The organism is Gluconobacter sp. GP1, assembly GCF_032913585.1.
GTDB classification, from domain to species: Bacteria; Pseudomonadota; Alphaproteobacteria; order Acetobacterales; family Acetobacteraceae; genus Gluconobacter; species Gluconobacter cerinus.
Map to the genome: position 1 here is coordinate 734,716 of NZ_JASGXC010000001.1, position 20,775 is coordinate 755,490.

The window sequence follows — 20,775 nt, forward strand, 5'->3', positions numbered from 1 at the left end:
CGGCTCTGGTTGGGGGCATATGCCATTATTGATCGCCACAGCCCCTCACCCATGCCGTAGTTCCGTCTCTGTTGTCTTCAATACGTTTATGGAGAAAACGAGTATGGTCCCGACAGGTCTGAGCGAACTTGAAACCGAACGCCATATTGGCGGAATGGGGACGAATATCGCCCGTCAAATTCCCAGGATCGATCTCTCCTCTTTTGAAGAACGGAAATACCAGATTGCGGACGAACTTTGGTCTGCGGCTACGGAAATCGGATTTTTTCAGGTTTATAATCACGGTATTCCGCAGAACGACATAGATCGAGCGTTCTCACTGGCAACGGCCTTCTTTGCCCTTCCCAAAGATGCAAAAGCCCGCCTTCCCCTCAAACCTGGTACAAACGCCGGATGGGAATTTCAGGAACAGGTGCGGCCTTCAACAGGCACACCTGACCATAAAGAATCATTTCAGATCACTCTTCCCAGAATGGCGGCTCTGTGGCCAACAGAGCATGACGCGCCGGACTTCAAGGAATTCCTGTCTCACTTCGAGCACCAGAACTGGCTTCTGGGTATGAAGATCCTGTCCTGCTTTGCCATCAAGCTCGGGTTTGACGAAAAGTTCTTCACCGAACTGCACGACCCGTCCTCCCCTGACTACCAGTGCACCCTGCGTCTCATTCATTATATGAGCATGGAGAATGCTAAGCTGGAGGATTTCAAACTCTGGCGTGCAGGCGCCCATTCGGATTTTGATTGTCTGACACTTCTTCATCAGCGAACAGGCGAAGGAGGCCTTCAGGTTTGCCCTGGGAAGGATGCAAAGAGCGGGGCATGGACCGACGTTGAACCCGTCTCAGGATATGTGACCTGCAATATTGGCGACATGCTGATGCGGTGGAGCGACGACAAGCTGCTGTCCACGCTTCATCGTGTTCGTATGCCACAACCGGGCGAATATCTTGGGGAGCGCCTCTCTATTCCCTTTTTCTGCCAGGCCAATCGGGATGCAATCATTCAGGGGCCAGAGAAGAAATATGCTCCGATCTCTGCTCAGAATTATCTTTTAGAGCGCCTGAAGGCTAATTTTTCGGCGACTGAATCGAAAGGCAGCACCCCAGAAACTGATGCTGCCCTTTAAAGATCAAGCCAGCGCCTTACGTTGCCTGACCTGGAAAATTGTCAGGCAACCCACCGCCAAGGCGCAGAACGCAAACAGGGCGTAACTGGTCCAGAGTGTTGTCGAGAAGTACAGGTAAGGCATCAGAACTGCCGAGACGGAAATAAATTGACCGACCGTGCCTGCGACAACGCCACGGGTCTTCCTGTCCGTCGCAACCACCGGCAGCAAAGACATCCCTGCACCACTCAGGCCGCTATAGGCGAATGTCCAAAGAAATAGCCCGGCAGACGCGACAAGCATCGTGCTTCCCGGGAAAAGCAGCAGCCATTGAGCCAGCATGCCAATAGCCGCCATGATGCAGAACATCAGCCTGGAACGACGCTCCGTTCCGACACACAGACTGACAATCAGCCCACCTGCCAGCATTACCACAATCTTGATGATTGCAACTTCTGCGGCAGACGCAGCCAAACTCACGTGGTGAACGCGCGCAAGGTAGGAGGGCGCAATCAAACTGGTACCGTAAGCAATCCCATTCGGCAGCGTTACTGACAGCCCGAGAGCCGTGACCAGCCAAGGTGACAGTCGCTTGGCCGGACCGCTTTCAGTCAAGACAACCGGCGGCTCTTTCAAGCCAGCGAGTGTCAGAACGCCAACAGCAAGAATAGCAACCATCAGCGCCATATGGGCCGTGCAGGCTGCCTGCCAGCGTCCCCCATTCAAAAAAGGAATGGCAAGAAGAAGACCGGCTGAATAACCGGCCGGCGCAAAAGTGGACCAGAATGCCAAAGCTTTGGAGCGACTTTTTTCCGGCAAATAGCGCATGAACAACACCGGAGAACCCGCTGTCGCAAACGCAAACCCGCACCCACACAGCATAAGCCCAATCCGCAGGCTCCATAACGTGGATGTTGATAGGAGGAGACTGTCACCAATCAACGTAAGGACAACGGAAATTGGAAAAGCGCGCTTTACGCCAATACGGTCGACCACCATGCCGAACAAGAAAGATGTGAAGGCTGCGGGCACCGAAAAGAAAGACAAACTGGTGCCCACAGGACCCGGAGAAACATGTCGGGCTTCCGCGATCGCACTGATAAACGGAACCACCAGTCCGACAACAGCCATGGATACTGCCGAATAAACGTAAATCACCAGAACAAGAAAGAGATGATAGCCTGATCTGTCGCTCGTGGTCTGCATGGTCTTGTATCCTTGAAAAGGCCGGCCACGGGTCCGGCTAAGGGCTATTCAATCGGCTTAGTTATTCCATGGAACATTCGGCAAAGCTGGCTCTACCGGGCCTGGCGGCTTGATCGAAGCGCAGTTTTGCGGAGGCATATGACCAGCCAGAAGCGTTTTCACGAAAGGAATGGAATCCTTCAAAGACACGTTGACTGCGCCATTATGGGTCATACCCGGATAGCGCTTCCACAGAACATGAGTCCCCGCATCACACATGGCTGCAACGGCATTATACTGCCCATTCACTCCGGCCTCACCATCCGCCAGACCTGTCCCGGCGAACACAGGAAAGCTGATTTTGGCATCCGGGATCGTGAAGGCTGCGTCGTGTCCAGCTTCGAAAGCAGGAAGCTTTTCGTTGAAAAGTGCGTTACTTTGCACTTTGAGCTGGTCAGCTTTGTCGAAAAGATTGTGCAGGCAGGCATGGCGAGCAATCTGGGACATCTGGCGCCCCGCACTCGTCAGAACTGTTCGACTGTCTGTCTCAGGCTGCAAAGACTGGTCAGATCCTTCAACCCGCAACATGGCAAAGGCGGAATCCATTTTGCTGGCGTCCGTATAAACTTCAGGAATAGGCACATGTCTCGCGCCTGGTGGGACTGCGAACCCTGTTACGAGGCCTGTAGCAACGACTCCCCGAATGTTTAACTCGGCAGCGTATGAGGGCGCTAACCAAGCGGCTCCAAGCGCTGCCCCAGATCCCTGCGATTGCCCGACCAGAACGATCCAGTTTCTGATATCATTAGGGAAAGCGCTCAAAGACGCTCTCAATCCGTCCAGAACGCTATAACCCTCCGGTCGATAAAACAGATACGGGTGCGGTCCTGGCGTGCCCAGACCCTGATAATCCGTCGCGACAACGACAAACCCTTCAGACAACCACCGCGACAGATAGGCTTTATCCCGACTGGAATACCCCCGCCAGGATGGAGCACAGACATCCGCAACACCTGTCGTTCCATGCTCCCAGGCCACAACAGGCCATCCACCGACAGGAGGCTTGCCCTTCGGAAACAGAATCTGCCCTGAAACTGCAATCGGACCGCTTTTGCTCACGCCGTTTTGGGAAGAATACAGGACCCTAACGCCGCGACTGGCGCCTTGAGGAAGTTTGGTCAGATCCATGTCTTCGTGCTGGATCAGCGTTCCGGGTATTGGGGAAATAGCCGTATTGGCCGTGTAAAAAGCACTTACGCCACCGTCGCCATATCGGTCGTCAACACTCGCGGTGGTGGACGGTGATTCAGGTGAAACTGTGCATCCACCCAGTGCCAGCAGGAAAGCCCCTGTAGCGCATGTCAGGCCAGATAGTCGTGGCGTCATGAGTGGTCTCCGGTGCTGAGGGAGAGTGCACGGCGCCATTCCAGCGTGCGTGCAATTGCTCCAAACGGATAAAAGTGTAGCCCACGAAAATTCGTGTCGGGTGTTTGAGCGATTTCTTGGGCTACAGCATCAACAAGATGTTGCGGATTGCAGGGCATAAACCAGCGATGAAGTTTCCAGCGTTGACGCTGCATGAAACGCAAAGACTGCCCAACACCACAGGCCAGACCATACCGCACCAGCGTTTTTGGCGTCGTTAGCCCGTAAATTCCCAGGTTGATTGGCAGTGTAATGCCGCCATCCCTCAGCCGTTTCTCCCAGGCAAGAACTGGAGCCGCATCAAAGCAGAACTGCGTTACGATCTGCATATTCAAACCCTGCGTCCGTGCAAGATCCTGTTTGCGGCGCATATACTCCAGCAATGTTGCCTCGGTGGCCTGCGGGTGCCCTTCAGGATGCCCCGCAACGTAGACAGTGCGAATGCCCGTGCGAACCGGGATCTCTGTTTCCAGAATTTGCACCGTATCTGCAAAGATACCAGCAGGCTTATCCGCTCCACCCGCGATCAGGAGCATTCGCGGAATATCCCGCTCGGTCAATGCAGAGCAGATTTCCTGCAGGTGACCTTCATCACGGATAGATCGGGCTGCAACGTGAGGAACTGGCAGATAACCACACAACTTCAGCAGGTCACAGGCCGCTAGAACGTCTGCAAAGGGAACACCTGGAAGCCATGTAACGAAGACCCTTGATCCGCAGGCAAGATCAGGCAGAACGCCCGAGAGCTCCAGAATACGGGATGGCAGAAGCTCAATGGAGCTTTCCGTCATCAGATCTGCACGCACCTGGCCGACCGATATAGTCATGCAGCAATCCTTTTTTCCGCGAGATCCAAAACGGTTTTGAGAAGCATCATGCGTGTCATCACGCCAAAACTTCGATCAGGTGGCGTCATCCAGCTCGCAACATCAGCAACTGCAGGATGGACATCCCCTTGCAGAGAGCCCTCGGGCCAGCTCATCCCAACATCAATGACGACAGCTCCCGACCGCACCATATCCGACGTTACGAGATGCGCTGAACCCGCGGCGGCTATAATGACGTCGGAGTTCTTCAGAACATTCTTAAGGTTCCGGCTTTTACGATGCAATATCGTAACGGTTGCGTTTCTGCTTTTTCCAGACAGCAAGAGCGCCGCCGGGCCGCCGACGAGACGTCCCCGCCCCAGAACAGCAACATTGGCCCCTTCCAGAACAAAGCCTGCATACTGCAACACTGCATCAATGCCCCTCACGGTGCAGGGAATAACAGACGGATCTGATGTCGTCAGAGACATCAAGTTAACCGGATGAAGACCATCCACATCCTTTTCAGCGCTGATCGCCTGAAGAACCTGCCCTTCTTCTAGGTGCGCCGGCAGAGGAAGTTGAACCAGAATTCCAGTGATGGCTGAATCTTCATCAAGCCTTCGGATTTGTTCCAAAAGATCTGCCTGCGTGATAGCTTCAGGCAGAACAATCTTCCGAACTGCTATTCCAGCCTTTTCACAGTCCTCGATTTTACGACTGACATATGTAGCGCTTTGTGGATCATCGCCTACCTCCACTAGCGCCAGGCCGGGAATGGTGCCCTGTTGCGTCAGCGTTGCGGCCCTGCTCTTGCTCTCCTCCAGAAGTGCGAGACCTAGTGCATCCAGATCAAAGAAACGAGCAGCCACCGCAATTACTCCCCAGCCAGAAACGGTCTCAGATAGCTTTGAGACGACGAATGATTTTTTTCATAAACGTCCGACGGGCGTTCAACGTGGTGTTATTCATATTGTAAAGCCCCAGGTAATCGACGCTGACACGACGGTTCATGACGGCACGCAGAAAACGTGTCCCATTCTTCCGTGGTGGATCACCAAGAACAAACGCACGATGCCGCGGGCAACCGTAAGTCGTGACGGTCATGACCTTCTTGATGTTTGTAAAGCCAGGAGAAAGCTTTCCATCTATCAATTTAAAGGAAACGTCCGGAAGAAAAACGCGATCAAAATAGCCTTTAAGAATTGCAGGCCAACCAAAATTCCAAACAGGATGACATAAAATTAGTACATCCGTACTTTGCAGACGCTTCACGTAATCCGCTACGCGATGCTGATTAATACTAACATCGTGATACTCGATACGATCTTGCGGGCTTAAAACAGGATCGAAATTGTCCCGATACAGGTCCAGAGCATCGACTTCGTGCCCTTCAGCTTCCAGTGTCTGCGTTACCAGCCTGAAGAGTGCCGCATTGAAGCTATCTTCAAGCGGGTGGGCGAAAATGACGTGGACTTTCACGCGGGCTTCCCTGTTTTTCTGGTTCTATCAGAAGAGATTTGTTCGTTATTCGAACACTTGTTCGTTATATTTATTTTAGGCATAATCATTTTCAGCCTGCAATGATATTCGTAACGGCTATGCATAGTTTTTTGCCCAGAAACGGATTTGTCCATGGACCAGCCCTCGCCTGTCCCCGATACCGAGATTTCCCTGACATTTGTTAAGGGCCTCGAAGTCCTACGTGCTTTTGAAAATGGCCAAACAGACATGACTGTCGCAGACATTGCGCGTCTGGTAGGGCACACGAGGGCCGCCACGAGGCGACTTGTCAGAACGTTGGAAGTTCTTGGATATGTCCGGAGTATCGATCAGCGATACAGGCTTACAGCACGCGCCTTGAAACTGGGGCTTGGCTTTCTACAAAGCCGCTCCATCGGTCATCTTGTCGGGCCGGTTCTTCGAGCTGAATCCATTGTTATCGGAGAATCAATTTCTCTCGCTCTGCTGGACGCAGACGAGGCAATCTACGTCTTCCATAATCCCGCAGACAAATCTGCCGAAATGTCCGGGCATACTATCGGCAGCAGCATGTCTCTTGCCAGAACCGCGACTGGCCAAGCCATTTGCGCCTTTCTACCCGAGATCAGACAACAGACCATACTGGCCACCTCAGGCCTTTCTGAAACAGAAGCGGCATGCGTGGCTAAAAGTCTTAAAGACGTTCACTCTCAGGGTTTCGCCTTGAGAGATGTGTCTCCGCAAAGCGATCTGCGTGCCCTTGGGGTTCCTGCCTTTAATGTAAATGGCCAAATTGCTGGTGCGCTCAGCATCGTCTTTCCAACCAGTCGATACTCCATCATACAGATTCAAAAGGATTTGGTTCCCCACCTTCAGCGATGCGCGACCTATCTTGTCAGCGCCCTGTGAGACCCACAAATGACAATCATCCTGCATACCTCTGAACTTGCTCAAAACTATTTGGCCAGCCTCAAAGCACAGATCCGCTCACAGCAAAAAGCTCTGGGCAATACGCCGACTCTCGCGGTCGTCAACGGCTCTTCTGACGCGGGGCCATCGGCCTATTTGCGTCGCATTGGCTCACTGGCGGAACAAGCCGACGTTAACCTACAAGTTGTTGACCTTGCAGGACAAAATGAAAGAGATTTTTGCCAAACGGTCAGAGAACTTGGTGCTAACAAGCAGATCGATGGAATTCTGATCCTCTTCCCACTCCCGGAAGAAATTTCCCGCCAAGCCATCATAGACGCCCTTCCCCCGGAGAAAGATGTGGATTGTCTCCATCCGCTCAATCTTGGAAGCATCATGAACGGCGCTCCATACTTCGAGCCCTGCACGGCAACAGGCGCCTTAATGGCGGCAGAACATCTCGTTGGAGATCTGCGCGGAAAAGACTGTGTCATCATTGGCAGTTCGCCCGTTGTCGGGCGCCCTTTGAGCATGCTTCTTCTGGATCGCGGCGCAACGGTTTCCGTTGTGCACATCGATACTCAGGACATCCAGTCACATTGTGAGAAAGCAGACGTCCTCTTTTCAGCAGTAGGAAAAGCCAGATTAGTCACGGCGGACTGGATCAAGCCACGAAGCTGTCTCATCGATATTGGGATCAGCTATTGTCCGGATGAGGGCCGTGTCGTAGGGGATGTCGATCTCAAATCTATCGAAGAAATCGCATATGCGGTTACTGCGGTTCCAGATGGTGTTGGGCCACTGACAACCTGTACATTACTGGCTAATACCGTGAAAAGTGCTTTTAATCGGGCAGAATTAAACTTCAGCTATCCGGCTCTTTCGCAATAACAATAAAAAAGGCCGGAAAGAAGATCTTTCCGGCCCATAATCTTTAACCCTCTGCCTTCAGCGTTTTGGCGCTGAGCATCTTTCCGGGGTTCAGAAGTAACATCGGATCATATCGCTTCTTGATTGCGGCCAGATCCGGTGATGCCACACGGTGCATGCCGCCCTCCTCAATGGTCACGACATGCGGGTTGGCAATATTGACCCCCCGCTTCTCGTGTTCCGCGATGATATAGTTCAGGCGCTCTTCGTCAGTAAAGCGAATAACCGGCAATGCAGCACAACTCACATGACCGCCCATCGGAAAGAATTCCAGATGCATCATCAGGTCATCAGGGAAAAGCGCACGGATTTCCGCCACCTTCTCTAGTGTCCCGACGTGCGGATAACCGCACTGCAGATACGTGTAACCACGATCTTTCTTCAGAACCTGAAGCGTAGTGTGGTTCCATGTCAGCTCATAAAGCGGAGTTGCACCCGCCGTGTCCTCAGCTTCTCCGGTGTTGGCTTCATAACAGAGCTGACCGTTAGCAGCTTCTGCAAGCGCCTTAACAGTCTCAATACCTGCCGGAGCAATCATGAGAATGACCAGTGATGCCCCATCCGGCACGTGCTCGCGTACGGATGCGAAGAATTGTGGCAGGTCACCGTCAACAACAGAAACCAGCTTCTTCTGAATACCGGCCTGAAGAGCAATATCACGTGCAAAAACTGCTGCTTCTTCAAACGTGCCGAATGAGATGGCCATATCCTGCCAATCCACGGCTGGCTCAACACCAATTTCCAGTTCGGTAATCAGGCCTGTCGTACCGTAGGTGTGAAGAATACCCCTCGCGTCAGAGCCGCGAAGTTCGAGAGCTTCCGGATTTTCACCCAGAGTGACAAAGCGGAGCCCCAGAATATTCCCCGGTGACGAAAGACCGCCCCATCGAACAGACCCAATACCGCCGGACCCACCCGCAATAAACCCGCCGATCGTTGCTGTCCGTTTCGTGGACGGATACATGCGGACTTCCCAGCCCCGTTCATGCAAAGCACGATCCAAGTCCAGCATGTTCATGCCCGCCTGTACGCGTGCGACACCATCCTTGACCCAAAGGAGCTTATTGAGCTCCGTCATTTCAACGACAGCGCCCCCCTCCATCGGAACGGCCTGTCCATAATTTCCAGTGCCACCCCCACGCGGAGTCAGTGGCGTTTTTGTCTCACGTGCCACGCGCGCAATATGAAGAAGATCCTCTTCATTGCGCGGCATAACGATACAATCGCCAAAACAGCTATCAAGCTGCCGCTTCAGAACCGGACTATACCAGTAAAAATCACGGCTTTTCCGCTTCACAAGAGCCGGCACCGTCTGAACAGGAATATCGCCCAGAAGCGACAGAAAGGTCTCAACCGAGCTCATCGACCCAGATCCTCCGTAATGGGACGAAGACGATCCAGCGGATATTCAGCAATCTCGGCAAGAAGTTCAAGAAAACCTTCAATCCACTGATTGGCAACAGCTTCGCCCTTCTCGGCCGTAGCAACCCTGGCATTTCCTGCCGCACCTGACGGGTGAATATCGTGCGTCAACCAACCAAAGCCGACACGACCCTCTGCTTCCAGCCATTTGGCCGTCTCGGCCAGCTTCTGGGGCCATGGCTCGAAATTATCAGCGCGTTCCATCTCAACAAGATCCGGGCGCAGGTGAAGCATCAGGGATGTTTCAATGTCGCCACCATGAATCCCATACCGGCGCTCCTCTTCGGTAAACATGCCATCCGGCACGCCAAAACGGGACCAGCCAACACAGACAACAAACATTCCATGTGTCCGGCGGAGTGTTCTGGCAACAATATCCAGAATCTGTGGCTGCCCACCGTGAGAATTCAGGAGCACCAGCCTCTTCACACCAGATCGTGCGACACTTTCACCAATTTCGATGAGGACCTGCGTAAGGGTCTGCGCACTGAGGGTCAGTGTTCCAGGATAAGCAACATGCTCTTCGCTTTTGCCGACAGCCTGAATAGGAAGTGCGGTGGCGGGGACGGTCCCGGGGAGCGCCTCCATTGCCTTATCAAGCAGCATTTCGTTGATACAGGCATCCACATAGACCGGAAGATGTGGGCCATGCTGTTCCACCGCCGCCACAGGAAGAATGGCTACGGTCTCAGGAGGAAGCTGACGAAACTGGCGGGAAATCATGTCACACCAGCGCTTTTTGGGCCAGAAAACCGTCTCGGAACTGCTTGTCATGGGCTTGTCTTCCGTTGTCTCTTGTGTGGAATGACACGCCCCGGTGAGGACGAGCCAACACATTCCCTGCTCCGATATGATATCATCCCGGAACGAAAAGATAGATGAAACAGGAAGATCGCAGCTTTTAAAGCATCTATTTTCGACAGGAGCGATGCAAAAAAGAGGGCGCAAATTTCACGGGCATTCCGCTAGCGTTTCAAAAAACAGGAGCCAGCCATGTCCGAACTTTCAACACAGTCATTGCCTACGCGCTCCCTGCGCCTGAATCGTCTCTCCAAAACCGTGATGGTCGCGTCGCTGGGAGTCTTCGGCCTTCTCGTCGCACTTAATAATATTACAGATTATGGTTCAAACTACGCATTTGTTCGTCACGTTCTGTCGATGGATACCACGTTCCCGGGCAACAGTCTCAGATGGCGCGCGATCTCGATCCCGCTGCTGTGGCATATTTTTTACGTCCTGATTATTGGCGCTGAATTCGCAACCGGTGCTCTTTTTTCGTTTGCGGCTTGGAAGATGGCGAAGGCGATCAACATGGATAGTTCGGCCTTCAAGGCCGCTCATACCCTTGTTCCCGTCGCGACGGCCGTAGGATTTCTCATATGGTTTTTCGGCTTCTCTGTCGTCGGAGGCGAGTGGTTCGCGATGTGGCAATCCCATAGCTGGAACGGACAGGAAGCCGCCTTCCGGTTTTTTATGACCATGCTGGGAGTTTGTATTTTCACCCAGCAGAAAGAATGAGTGCATCCTTTTTGCGCGCACAAATGGGTTAAAAAGGTATCGGTCCAGCAGCAGAATAGCTCTTCCCACGGAGACAAAAAAACCGTTACGGTCTAATTATAAATGGACGTTGGGAGGGAGCTCATGACACCTTACAGGCTTGATCGACGCAGTATGCTCCGCGGCATCATGGCTGCGGGCGCGGTGTCTTCCCTACCCTCTGGGCGAGCAAAAGCGGCATCTAGGCCCCTGAGTCTGCTGACCAACTGGTATGCTCAGGCAGAGCACGGAGGCTACTACCAGGCCTCCGAAGACGGACTGTACAGCGCTCAAAATCTGGATGTTTCAATTCAGATGGGTGGCCCCCAGATGAACATGACCCAGCTTCTGATGGCGGGGCAATGTGACATTGCCATCATGCAGGGTGAAGAAGCCATCCGCTGTGCAGTGCAGGGGATTCCCGCCGTCGCAATCGCTACGACTTTCCAGAAAGGCGTTGGCGGCTTGATGACCCACCCGGATATTCATGACATCGCCCAACTCAAGGGCCATCCCATTCTGATCAGTTCAGAAGGGCGAGCCAGCTTCTGGGTGTGGCTTAAGAAGCGTTATGGCTTCACGGAAGATCAGGCCCATCCCTACACCTATAATCTCCAGCCCTTTGCTTTCAATCCGCAGATGGCCATGCAGGCCTTTGTTTCCTCGGAGCCCTACGGCGCCAAAAAAGCGGGTATTCCATTCAATTTCTTCCTCCTCGATGACTTGGGCTACGCTGCCTATGGAAACGTGCTGATGGTGTCCCGCAAGACTCTCGAAGAACGTGGCCCCGAGCTCCAGAAGTTCATCGCGGCCAGCAGCGAAGGCTGGAAACGCTATATTTTTGGAGAGTCCACCAAGGGGGATGCTGCGATCCGTAAAGCCAATCCGGATATGAGCGCGGACCAACTCGCGTGGTCCCGCCAGAAACTCCGCGACATCAAAGCTCTGGGCGCACCGGGAGCACCAATTATGACAATGAATGATGAGCGCTGGCAGCGCATTTACGACATCCAGCTTTCAGCTCAACTCATTGCAGACAGTCCGAAATGGAAAGATGGGTATACCCTCGATGTCGTCCATAACAGCCTGGCGACTGTCCCCGCATGAGCAGTCCCGTTCTTTCCCTGAGCAGCGTTGAGAAAATTTTCCCCAACGGCGTGCGCGGTCTTTCTCCTGTCGATCTGAGTGTAGAGAAAGGAGATTTTGTTACGCTGATTGGGCCATCTGGATGCGGCAAAAGCACGCTCCTCAAGCTCATCGCCAATCTTCATACCCCGTCGGCTGGCACACTGAATTGGTGGGGCGGTGGCTTCAGGGACGTAGGCCAGAAAGGGCGCCGTATGGCGTTCGTCTTTCAGGACGCAACGCTCATGCCATGGGCCACGATCGTGAAAAATGTGCGCCTTCCGCTTGATTTGGAAAAAGTGGATCGGACAACGGCTGACAAGCGTGCCCATGCCGCTCTTGAACGCGTTGGCCTAGGTCATGTTGCCGATCAATATCCGGCACAACTTTCCGGCGGCATGAAAATGCGCGTGTCCATTGCCCGTGCACTCGTTACTGAACCAGATCTTCTTTTGATGGATGAGCCATTTGGTGCACTGGACGAATTTACCAGAAACCGCTTGGATGAAGAAATGGCCCGTCTTTGCTATGAAGACGGCCTCACCACCCTGTTCGTCACACATGCCCTTCATGAGGCTGCATTTCTGTCCAGCCGCGTGATGGTGATGGCGGCTCATCCTGGACGTATTCATGCTCAATACGAAATAGATCGTGGCATTGTTCGCGACGAAACTTTCCGCCTTTCCGATCAGTTTGCCGGCATCAGCAAAGAATTGGCGATCCTCCTCGAAGATGCCAGTCGGGACAGCATGATTGGTCAGGAGGCGCGGCAATGATGACATCCCGCTCTCTCTCGCTCCTTGCTCCCATCACGCTCGGAATCATCATTTTGGCAGCATGGGAAGCGATTTGTCGCTTCTGGCATATCCCGCCTTACCTGATGCCCTCTCCGTCTGCCATCTGGCGTGCTTTGATGCTGGACGGCGTGTCATTACTCCATGCGCTGCTTATCACTCTGGAAATCACATTTGCGGCGCTCGTTGTGGCCGTCCTCGGGGGTGTTCTGATAGCGTTCCTGTTGGTGCAAAGCCCGCTGATCGAGCGGTGCCTGATGCCTTATGTGGTCATCATGCAAGTGACCCCGATTGTAGCAATTGCGCCGCTGATCATCATCCTGATCCACAATACTCCCCTCGCCCTCACTGCCTGCGCAGCATTGGTAGCGATCTTCCCTGTGATCTCGAACACTCTGCAAGGCCTGCGCAGCGTAGATCCAGATCTGGCGGCTTACTTTCAGATGCACAAAGCCACCCGCCTTCAAATGCTGCTGCGACTGCGAATTCCAAGCGCTCTTCCCATGTTCATGGCGGGCTTGCGCATCGCAACAGGCCTCTCACTTGTCGGTGCCATTGTAGCTGAGTTTGTTGCCGGAACGGGCGGCAATTCGGCTGGCTTGGCGTACCAAATCCTTCAATCCGGCTTTCAGATGGATATTCCCCGGATGTTCTCGGCACTGTTCCTTATTACAGTCGCAGGTCTCGTCCTGTATGCCGCAGCAGCCAGCCTCCAGCGCTTTGCTCTGAGACATCGCTCATGACTTTTCCAGCTTCTTCCAGCACCGCCCCAGGCGTCCTCCTGAACGCGACTATTCCGGCAGGCCTGCGGCCTTCGTCATTTACTGATGAGTCCATGCGCTACGATATCGCGCTCTCAGATGGGAAGATCTCAGATATTCTACCGGCAGGAAATCTTTCTTCCGTCGGGGACGCAATTGATCTGAAAGGTCAGATGGTCTGGCCATGCTTTGCAGATATTCATACCCATCTGGACAAGGCCTTCATCTGGGAGCGCACACCCAATCCTGATGGAACCTTCATGGGGGCCTTGCAAGCCACAACCAAGGATCGAGAAGGGTATTGGACGGACGCAGACGTTGAACGCCGCATGGAGTTCAGTTTGAACTGTGCCTACGCGCACGGAACAAGCGCCATAAGAACGCACCTGGACACCTTCGGAACGCACGGGAACCGCGTTTGGCCGCTTCTGCGCCGCCTTCAAAAGAAATGGTCCGGGAAAGTTGCTCTGCAAGGCGTCTCCCTGACCATGCCTGAGCGCTACATGGGTGAAGACCGGGACGGCATCGTTAGAAATGTCGCCGAGACAGAGGGGGGCGTTCTGGGCGCCGTCCTGATGAAGCACAACACGACGCCGGAAGCCCTCGAAGTTCTCTTTGGACTAGCCACAGAATACGGGCTCGAACTGGATCTGCATGTCGATGAGAATGGAGAAACAGACGGAACGGCTCTGGAGTTGATTGCCAAGACAGCCCTGAAGCTTCGGTTTCGTCAAAAGATCTTATGCGGCCATTGCTGTAGCCTTAGCGTTCAAAGCGAGACGCAACAGACGCACATTATTTCCCTGCTCGGCGAAGCCGGGATTGGCATTGTGAGTCTCCCACTTTGCAACATGTACCTTCAGGACCGCACCGCAGGGCGCACACCAAGATGGAGAGGTGTAACCTTACTGCAGGAACTCGATGCCGCGGGTATTCCAGTCATGCTTGCCAGCGACAATGTCCGAGACCCCTTCTACGCTTACGGGGACTTTGACATGCACGAAATTCTTCAAGGGGGTACGAGGATCGGCCAGTTGGATCATACTCACCGTCCTTGGGCGCAGTCGGTCACAAGCCGTCCGGGATCCTGGATGGAAAGGACCCATCGCCTCGAAAAAGGTGCACCAGCCGATCTGATTATCTTTCCAGCTCGTTCCATGAATGAATGGATGAGCCGCTCTCAGGCCGGACGGACAGTTCTCAGAAACGGTCGCATTCTCGAAGCAACTCCCCCTTCATACGAAACTCTGGGAGGTGAAATCTGATGTTAGCGCTGAAACCTCGCCGGACGGAGACAATGCAAACGCGGGATGGCGTTTCACTGGTTGCTGATATCTGGGAACCAGAAGGAGACGGCCCCTTCCCCGTTCTTCTGATGCGACAGGCTTACGGTCGCAAAATTGGTACGTCGCTCTGCTACGCACCGCCAGAATGGTATGCCAGTCACGGCTATATCGTCATCATGCAGGACGTGCGGGGACGCGGAGATTCTGGCGGTGAGTTTGTCCTGTTCGAGCATGAAGCGACAGACGGCGCAGATACGATCGCTTGGGCTGCATCCTTACCGCGCAGCAATGGTCGCGTGGGGATGTTTGGCTTCTCCTTTCAGGGGAGCAACCAACTTCTGGCAGCCGGAGAAAAACCAGCAGCGCTCAAAGCGGTTGCGCCTGCCATGATCGGCTGGCAGCTAGATCAGGACTGGGCGTATGAAAATGGGGCATTCCCGATGCGCGCCAATCTTGGTTGGGCGACCCAACTGGCAGCAGAAACCGCAAGGCTTCAGGGAGACTACGAAGCCCAGCAGGCGCTCTTTGCGGCTAGTCGGGGCATGTCTTTCAATGGGCGACAACCAACAGTGCCTGCACATGACGCACTTCTGGCAAAATATAGCCATTATACCCGCTGGAGGGAGACGCCTCCGGGAGATGCCTACTGGGACAAAATCTCTCCCGCATCGCGGTTGACCGAAATCACGGAGCTGGCACCCGCAGTTCTACTGATTGGGGGATGGTACGACAGCCACCTGCCTGGCACGCTGGAAGCATATCGTGCTCTGTCCCCGCACATGCCAACACGCTTGATTGTTGGCCCTTGGTCACACTTTCCTTGGGATCGACATATCGGGGATGTGGACGTGGGTGAGGCTGCCATTACAGACATCGATCAGCAGCAAATCGCATTCTTCGATCAATATCTAAAAGCTGCCCCTATACCCGACGCGAACCCAGTACGCCTTTTCGATATGGGCGCCTGTTGCTGGCAGGACTTCCCGACACTCTCGACGGGGACAGTTCCAAGCTATCCAATCGGGACGGGTCGCTCCGCGATTGACACACGCGATGGCATTCTGAGCGCGTCAACAACTCCTACAGCACTGTCAGAGAGCCTTACTCTCGATCCGTGGCGCCCTTCGGGTCCGTGTGGTGGAAGCTTCGGATTTCCAGGGGGCCCAGTAGATCGTGCCCGCACCGATGCGCGTTCGGACGTCCTGACATTCACGACGCTCCCGCTCGACTTTGATCAGTTGCTCGCAGGAACGATCACAGGGTGCTTTGAAATCGAAAGTGAATACGCCGGTTTTGACCTTCATGCCTGCGTCTCGCGTATCGATCAGAACGGCAAAGTACACCCTCTCGCAGAAGGATATGCGCTGACTGCCCCTGGTCAGGCATCTCTGCCGCTGCGGGGAACATGCGTCACATTGAAAGCCGGAGAAAGATTGAGGCTGTCCGTGTCTCTCGCCTGCTTTCCCGTGTTTCCAATCAACCCCGGCACAGGGGCCAGCCCTATTACCGCCACTCTGGACCAACAACAGGTGACGACAGTTCACTTCAAATGCGGCTCCGGAACCTACCTTCTTCTTCCTTGGATCAAACAGGAAAGATAATTCTCATGCCTTTCGCAAAATGCAGCCCTGATAGCGTCGAAGCCTTCCGGATTGCTCCGGATTCAACCAATTACTTTGCCATTTTGTTTGACAAGACAGCTGGCGATTACGCGTCTATTGCCGTTGTCGAAATTTTTGAACCTGGTGGCGCAACACCGCCCAACACACACACTGATGCGGACGAAATGTTTTTCGTGCTGTCTGGCACAGGCCGCGCCTGGTGTGATGGTCAGAGCTGCGAACTCAAGGCTGGCGACGCGCTTCTGGTCAAGCCGGGATCAGAGCATGTTCTGGAAAATACAGGCACCAACAAGCTCTACACTTTGACAGTAATGACCCCGGACGAAGACTTTGGAAAACTGATCCGTAGCGGAGTTCCAGTCAAGCTTGATGCAGAGGATCTGGCGGTGCTTTGCGGAGGCAGTCAATGAGGCGTCTGGGCAGCACACACGTTAACAGTTGGGGGGCAACTGCGTCCTCCATAAGTCTTTTACGGCCAGAGCGTCCTTCTCGGCCAGTTAGTGTTCCGTCTCAGCCTCAGGCACTGACGTTCGATCTTGCTCGTACCGCGATTATTGTGATCGATATGCAAAATGACTTCTGCCACCCGGACGGCTGGCTAGCGTCCATTGGTGTCGACATCACGGCTGCTCGCCGCCCCATTGATCCGCTGAAGACACTCCTTCCCGCGCTTCGAAAGCATGATGTCCCTGTTATCTGGCTAAATTGGGGAAACCGTCCAGACAGGCTTAACCTTCCCCCTTCTGTCCTGCATGTTTATGACCCCGCAGGTGAAGATAAAGGCATCGGCGCGGCTATAGGCGCCACAGACCGCAAAGTTCTGGAAGACGGCAGTTGGAATGCTGCAATCGTTGACGAGCTCGAAGTCGATCCGGAAGATATTCACATCTCCAAGTATCGAATGAGTGGCTTCTGGGACACGCCACTCGAGGGGATACTCAAAAACCTGCGTGTAGACACATTGCTTTTCTCAGGCGTCAATAGCGATCAGTGCGTTCTCAGTACACTGACAGACGCAGGATGCCTCGGTTACGACTGCATCCTACTCGATGACTGCTCCGCGACGACTTCTCCAGATTTTTGCCAAGACGCAACTGTTTACAATGTTCGCCAGTGCTACGGATTTGTAGCATCCGGCTCAGATCTAGCGAAAAATCTTATTCGCTAAAATAGTGGACACAGCGGCTTTCAAAAGCACCCATAGTGCTATTGGAAGCCGAAAAAACAAAAGCCTTCTGATGGTATAGTTCCAACCTTACCCCCTTAATTATGGCAATAGTATAGAAGACCAGTTAACAATATAATTTATTTTTTTATGGTAATTATTTACTTTAAAATTCTACAGATCATCATAAAAAGAGCTTCGACAAGCTATTTTCTCCAATCATGAAAACATAGCGATCATATCGTATGTGTATAATATTAATTTAAATAAATAAAAGAAATTATAAAATATATTTACTTTTACATTATTTCCGCAGACACAACCTAATCCAACAAAAAGTCCAACCAATTGCAATTATTGTAACCACAAAGATACGAATACGAATTTTATACCCTCGTAGACCAAAAATGCACGGTTAAGAAGTGAGATCCGAGGGGCAATTGCCTTGCCTAGCTGTCTTTCAGCGATACGCAATTAATGCACGGCGGCGATGGTCATGACGCTGACTGAGGCTTCAAAGGCAAGTCAGAAATGGTATAGATTAAAACCTCAACTCAAAATCGAAGATCTCATGAAGAATTTTCCTGATACAACAAATAGATACGATCATAACGAATACTATTCAGAGCAGCCGCCGAATAAAAAAAGACCGTCACGTTATGCACATTTCAGACCATTCACGTTGCTCGACACAACCATTATGCTGCTGTTTTTGACGGGAAGAAACGGCAACCACGAACCTGCGAAACTCAACAACAAAAAAAAGCCCCCGGAACGTATTGTTCCGAGGGCTGACAAAGAGTTTGAAAATCAGAAGCCTGTAGAAATCGTCCCTGTCATGCTGAAGCGCGGCTCAACATAGAACTGGGCACTGGATCCATTACCTGAAAGATTACCATTCATCAGACGAACAGCCGATGCGTTTGTACCCACACCCACAACACCCGTCCGGACAATCGACCCCGTTAGGTTCGTAAAGTTCAGACGGATTGTCGGAGACTTCGCATACCACACTGGCTTAAAGTGATAGCCGAGTGACAGTGTGTTCGTTACATACCCAGGAATACGCTGATCACCTGCGATGGTGACGGACTGCGGACCCGTGTAGTGAACGGTTGCATTTGCGAAGAACCCTTGATGCACATACGTCAGACCAAAATTCGCCATCACGTGCGGGGATAGAGGTGCCTGCGTACCCTTAGTCCTGAAGGCCGTCAGATTACCACTCGCATCAGATGCAGCAATATTCGTGTCCATCCGTGCATTCAGATATTCAAACGAAACATACGGACTGAAACCATAGATCGGCTGCGTAGAGAACATAGCATCAAAACCGCGAGCAGTCTGATTACCAGCATTAACGACACCAGTCTGACCGTTCCCAACATACGTCGTGAGAAGACGATTGGTAATGTTATAATTAAAGAGATCAAGATCTACGATAACGTACTTGTCGTTATATCGATATCCAAGTTCTTCCTTAATGGAATACTGGTTCTTAGGCAGCGTCCCCGTGTAGGGCGTGTTGGCCAATGCTGACGCAGACGGTTGACGGAAGTCACCCTCAGCATTGAGGTAAACCTGATGGTGCTCATTGAAATGATAGCTGACGGACAGGTGCGGCAGAGGTGCCGTCAGGTTCTGGCCCATCTGCTTGTGCCCAGGATATGTTATGTACCAGACATTGGACATTACATATTTGAAGCCAGCATTGACCAACAGGCGGTCATGAAAATACTTCGCTGTGTCCTGCAGGAATAGCGAGTGAACTTCGTAGCCAGTTGTATTGCCAAAATAGGAACGGGTAGCCCCGGAATATACCTGATACGTTGAGTCGTTCGGGCTTGGATTGGAGCCGTCTGCTTTGGTCACACTGGTTGGAAAATGCTGGGTATAGTCCTGATTTTCATACCAGTAACCAAGCTCAAAATGATTGTGCTTGTCGATGTCATAGCCCAACTTGGCTGTCGCCCCGACATCGAGTGCCGCGTTCTCCAAGAAGTAGCTTGTGATCGGCGTACCGTAAGCAATGGTTTCGCCTGACTTGTAGTTGGTAGTCCCATCGGCAGCAGTTCCTGGAGAGCCATCCCAGCCTTTACCCATGTTGTAATATGGGCGAAGATCAAACTGCAGCTTGTCTGTAAGAACGATATGGATTGGAGCACTCAGGAAAATCTGGTTCCAATGATCGATATTGTTCTTCCAATAGTCATTTGCCTTGGTGGAATCAAACCCAGCCTTGCGCCCGTACCCCTCGCCCGTTGCCTTGTATTTGTAGAACTGAGCGGCGGTAGGATAGCGGTCGATGGTAAAGTCTTCATTATTCCAGGACATGAAGAGCTTCGCAAAAGAGCCATTCTCCCAGTCCTTGCGAATACCGAAATCAAGATGACGGCGCTCGTTGATACCGGCACCCATCCATGAACGGGCATGAGTATTCGAAAATGAGAGGAAGGTGCGAACGCCAGTCTTTGCGATATCACCACTCTCAACGCGCAGGAATTCGCGAGAAAGGTTATTCGTGCCGTATGAGAAATCCATTAAGCCGCCGAACTCATGCGACGGATCATGGGACACTTCGTTCATGACGCCCGCAGCAGCAGACGTAGCCGGCAGATCCACTGCGGACGAACCCGGCGTGAGGCTGACGCTATCCAGATTTTCTGAATCAATGTCTTCGGCCATATAAGCGGCGCTAGCAGCAGGCGCACCGTCGACCATAAGGGCCATATCAGCATCGGTCAGGCTTCGGCTCTGAATACGTCCACCCTGCATACCGGACGTATCCGGCGTGGAGACGTTTACGCTTGGCAGGTTCTTGATGAGATCAAGTGCCGTACTTGTCGGACTTTTAGCCTCAATGAATGCCTTCGTGATCGTCTGGATTGCGTAAGGAGCAGTCTCAACGCGCATCATGCCGCCGCCGCGGCTTCTAGCCAAGCGTGACGTCGACACTGTAACGTGTTCATCACCTGTCGAATTGATCGAGGCAGGCCGACGCATTTTCGGATGTGCAGGAACAGCTACAACATCGCTTTTCTGACCCGCAGCAGCTTGGGCGCGGGCTGCATGACGCGCGTGAGCCTTATGGTGGACTGGAGCATCACTCGAAGCTGCCTGCGCAGATGCAGCAAGAGACGACGAACCAAAGCCAGCCAGACACGTTACAAGAAGAAGCGCCTTCCTGGACGAGTACTTTTCAAATCGGTACGGACACATAAC

The 20,775-nt window shown here is 52.9% G+C and carries 20 protein-coding genes; 12 read left to right on the plus strand and 8 right to left on the minus strand.

Features of this window, described 5'->3' with window-relative positions; all coding sequences use genetic code 11:
• Positions 1 to 103 precede the first annotated feature (103 nt).
• Positions 104 to 1,126 (plus strand): isopenicillin N synthase family dioxygenase, encoded by a 1,023-nt coding sequence (locus R5H23_RS03325; RefSeq protein WP_408874325.1) that lies wholly within the window; start codon positions 104 to 106, stop codon positions 1,124 to 1,126.
• A gap of 3 nt (positions 1,127 to 1,129) precedes the next feature.
• Here R5H23_RS03325 and R5H23_RS03330 read toward each other — a convergent pair whose 3' ends face one another.
• From R5H23_RS03330 to R5H23_RS03350, 5 genes are read right to left on the minus strand one after another with little or no spacing between them, the layout of a single operon-like run.
• Positions 1,130 to 2,311, minus strand: coding sequence for an MFS transporter (locus tag R5H23_RS03330; RefSeq protein WP_317214347.1), 1,182 nt, complete (start codon positions 2,309 to 2,311; stop codon positions 1,130 to 1,132).
• A 57-nt stretch (positions 2,312 to 2,368) separates the two neighbouring features.
• The gene (locus R5H23_RS03335) at positions 2,369 to 3,676 is read right to left on the minus strand and encodes a lipase family protein (protein WP_317214348.1); all 1,308 of its coding nucleotides are present in this window, start codon (positions 3,674 to 3,676) and stop codon (positions 2,369 to 2,371) included.
• Positions 3,673 to 4,542: a methylenetetrahydrofolate reductase gene (locus R5H23_RS03340; protein ID WP_317214349.1), complete on the minus strand. Its 870-nt coding sequence runs from the start codon at positions 4,540 to 4,542 to the stop codon at positions 3,673 to 3,675. The genes R5H23_RS03335 and R5H23_RS03340 overlap by 4 nt, the downstream gene beginning before the upstream one ends.
• Entirely contained in the window at positions 4,539 to 5,393 is an 855-nt protein-coding gene (locus tag R5H23_RS03345) for a bifunctional 5,10-methylenetetrahydrofolate dehydrogenase/5,10-methenyltetrahydrofolate cyclohydrolase (protein WP_317214350.1), read from the minus strand. The genes R5H23_RS03340 and R5H23_RS03345 overlap by 4 nt, the downstream gene beginning before the upstream one ends.
• A 28-nt stretch (positions 5,394 to 5,421) precedes the next feature.
• On the minus strand, positions 5,422 to 6,003 hold the full coding sequence (locus R5H23_RS03350) for an NAD(P)H-dependent oxidoreductase (protein ID WP_064274384.1): 582 nt from the start codon (positions 6,001 to 6,003) through the stop codon (positions 5,422 to 5,424).
• A 153-nt stretch (positions 6,004 to 6,156) separates the two neighbouring features.
• Here R5H23_RS03350 and R5H23_RS03355 point away from each other — a divergent pair, with 153 nt between their 5' ends.
• Positions 6,157 to 6,912: an IclR family transcriptional regulator gene (locus tag R5H23_RS03355; RefSeq protein WP_317214351.1), complete on the plus strand. Its 756-nt coding sequence runs from the start codon at positions 6,157 to 6,159 to the stop codon at positions 6,910 to 6,912.
• Positions 6,913 to 6,921: 9 nt separating this feature from the next.
• Complete coding sequence (locus tag R5H23_RS03360; protein ID WP_317214352.1) at positions 6,922 to 7,803, plus strand: bifunctional 5,10-methylenetetrahydrofolate dehydrogenase/5,10-methenyltetrahydrofolate cyclohydrolase; 882 nt, start codon at positions 6,922 to 6,924, stop codon at positions 7,801 to 7,803.
• A 43-nt stretch (positions 7,804 to 7,846) separates the two neighbouring features.
• On the opposite strand, the gene R5H23_RS03365 is transcribed toward R5H23_RS03360, so the two are convergent.
• Both R5H23_RS03365 and R5H23_RS03370 read right to left on the minus strand, forming a co-directional pair.
• A complete protein-coding gene (locus R5H23_RS03365) occupies positions 7,847 to 9,205 on the minus strand; it encodes an FAD-binding oxidoreductase (protein ID WP_317214353.1) in 1,359 nt (452 codons plus the stop codon).
• Positions 9,202 to 10,038, minus strand: a complete 837-nt coding sequence (locus tag R5H23_RS03370) for a creatininase family protein (RefSeq protein WP_317214354.1) — start codon at positions 10,036 to 10,038, stop codon at positions 9,202 to 9,204. The genes R5H23_RS03365 and R5H23_RS03370 overlap by 4 nt, the downstream gene beginning before the upstream one ends.
• Positions 10,039 to 10,257: 219 nt before the next feature.
• On the opposite strand from R5H23_RS03370, the gene R5H23_RS03375 reads away from it, so the two are divergent.
• From R5H23_RS03375 to R5H23_RS03415, 9 genes are all read left to right on the plus strand, one after another.
• Positions 10,258 to 10,782 (plus strand): DUF2165 domain-containing protein, encoded by a 525-nt coding sequence (locus R5H23_RS03375; RefSeq protein ID WP_317214355.1) that lies wholly within the window; start codon positions 10,258 to 10,260, stop codon positions 10,780 to 10,782.
• 123 nt (positions 10,783 to 10,905) lie between these two features.
• A complete protein-coding gene (locus tag R5H23_RS03380; RefSeq protein WP_317214356.1) occupies positions 10,906 to 11,907 on the plus strand; it encodes an ABC transporter substrate-binding protein in 1,002 nt (333 codons plus the stop codon).
• Complete coding sequence (locus tag R5H23_RS03385) at positions 11,904 to 12,701, plus strand: ABC transporter ATP-binding protein (RefSeq protein WP_215750299.1); 798 nt, start codon at positions 11,904 to 11,906, stop codon at positions 12,699 to 12,701. The genes R5H23_RS03380 and R5H23_RS03385 overlap by 4 nt, the downstream gene beginning before the upstream one ends.
• Entirely contained in the window at positions 12,698 to 13,462 is a 765-nt protein-coding gene (locus R5H23_RS03390) for an ABC transporter permease (RefSeq protein ID WP_317214357.1), read from the plus strand. Before R5H23_RS03385 ends, R5H23_RS03390 begins: the two co-directional genes overlap by 4 nt.
• On the plus strand, positions 13,459 to 14,745 hold the full coding sequence (locus R5H23_RS03395) for a cytosine deaminase (RefSeq protein WP_317214358.1): 1,287 nt from the start codon (positions 13,459 to 13,461) through the stop codon (positions 14,743 to 14,745). Before R5H23_RS03390 ends, R5H23_RS03395 begins: the two co-directional genes overlap by 4 nt.
• A 32-nt stretch (positions 14,746 to 14,777) precedes the next feature.
• On the plus strand, positions 14,778 to 16,367 hold the full coding sequence (locus tag R5H23_RS03400) for a CocE/NonD family hydrolase (protein ID WP_317214359.1): 1,590 nt from the start codon (positions 14,778 to 14,780) through the stop codon (positions 16,365 to 16,367).
• Between the two features lie 5 nt (positions 16,368 to 16,372).
• Entirely contained in the window at positions 16,373 to 16,798 is a 426-nt protein-coding gene (locus tag R5H23_RS03405; protein WP_046901873.1) for a cupin domain-containing protein, read from the plus strand.
• Positions 16,795 to 17,556, plus strand: a complete 762-nt coding sequence (locus tag R5H23_RS03410) for a cysteine hydrolase family protein (protein ID WP_211500824.1) — start codon at positions 16,795 to 16,797, stop codon at positions 17,554 to 17,556. The genes R5H23_RS03405 and R5H23_RS03410 overlap by 4 nt, the downstream gene beginning before the upstream one ends.
• A 493-nt stretch (positions 17,557 to 18,049) precedes the next feature.
• A complete protein-coding gene (locus tag R5H23_RS03415; RefSeq protein WP_317214360.1) occupies positions 18,050 to 18,415 on the plus strand; it encodes a hypothetical protein in 366 nt (121 codons plus the stop codon).
• Here R5H23_RS03415 and R5H23_RS03420 read toward each other — a convergent pair.
• Positions 18,364 to 20,772, minus strand: coding sequence for a TonB-dependent receptor (locus tag R5H23_RS03420; protein WP_211500825.1), 2,409 nt, complete (start codon positions 20,770 to 20,772; stop codon positions 18,364 to 18,366). The two genes, R5H23_RS03415 and R5H23_RS03420, sit on opposite strands and share 52 nt — an antisense overlap.
• Positions 20,773 to 20,775: the final 3 nt, after the last annotated feature.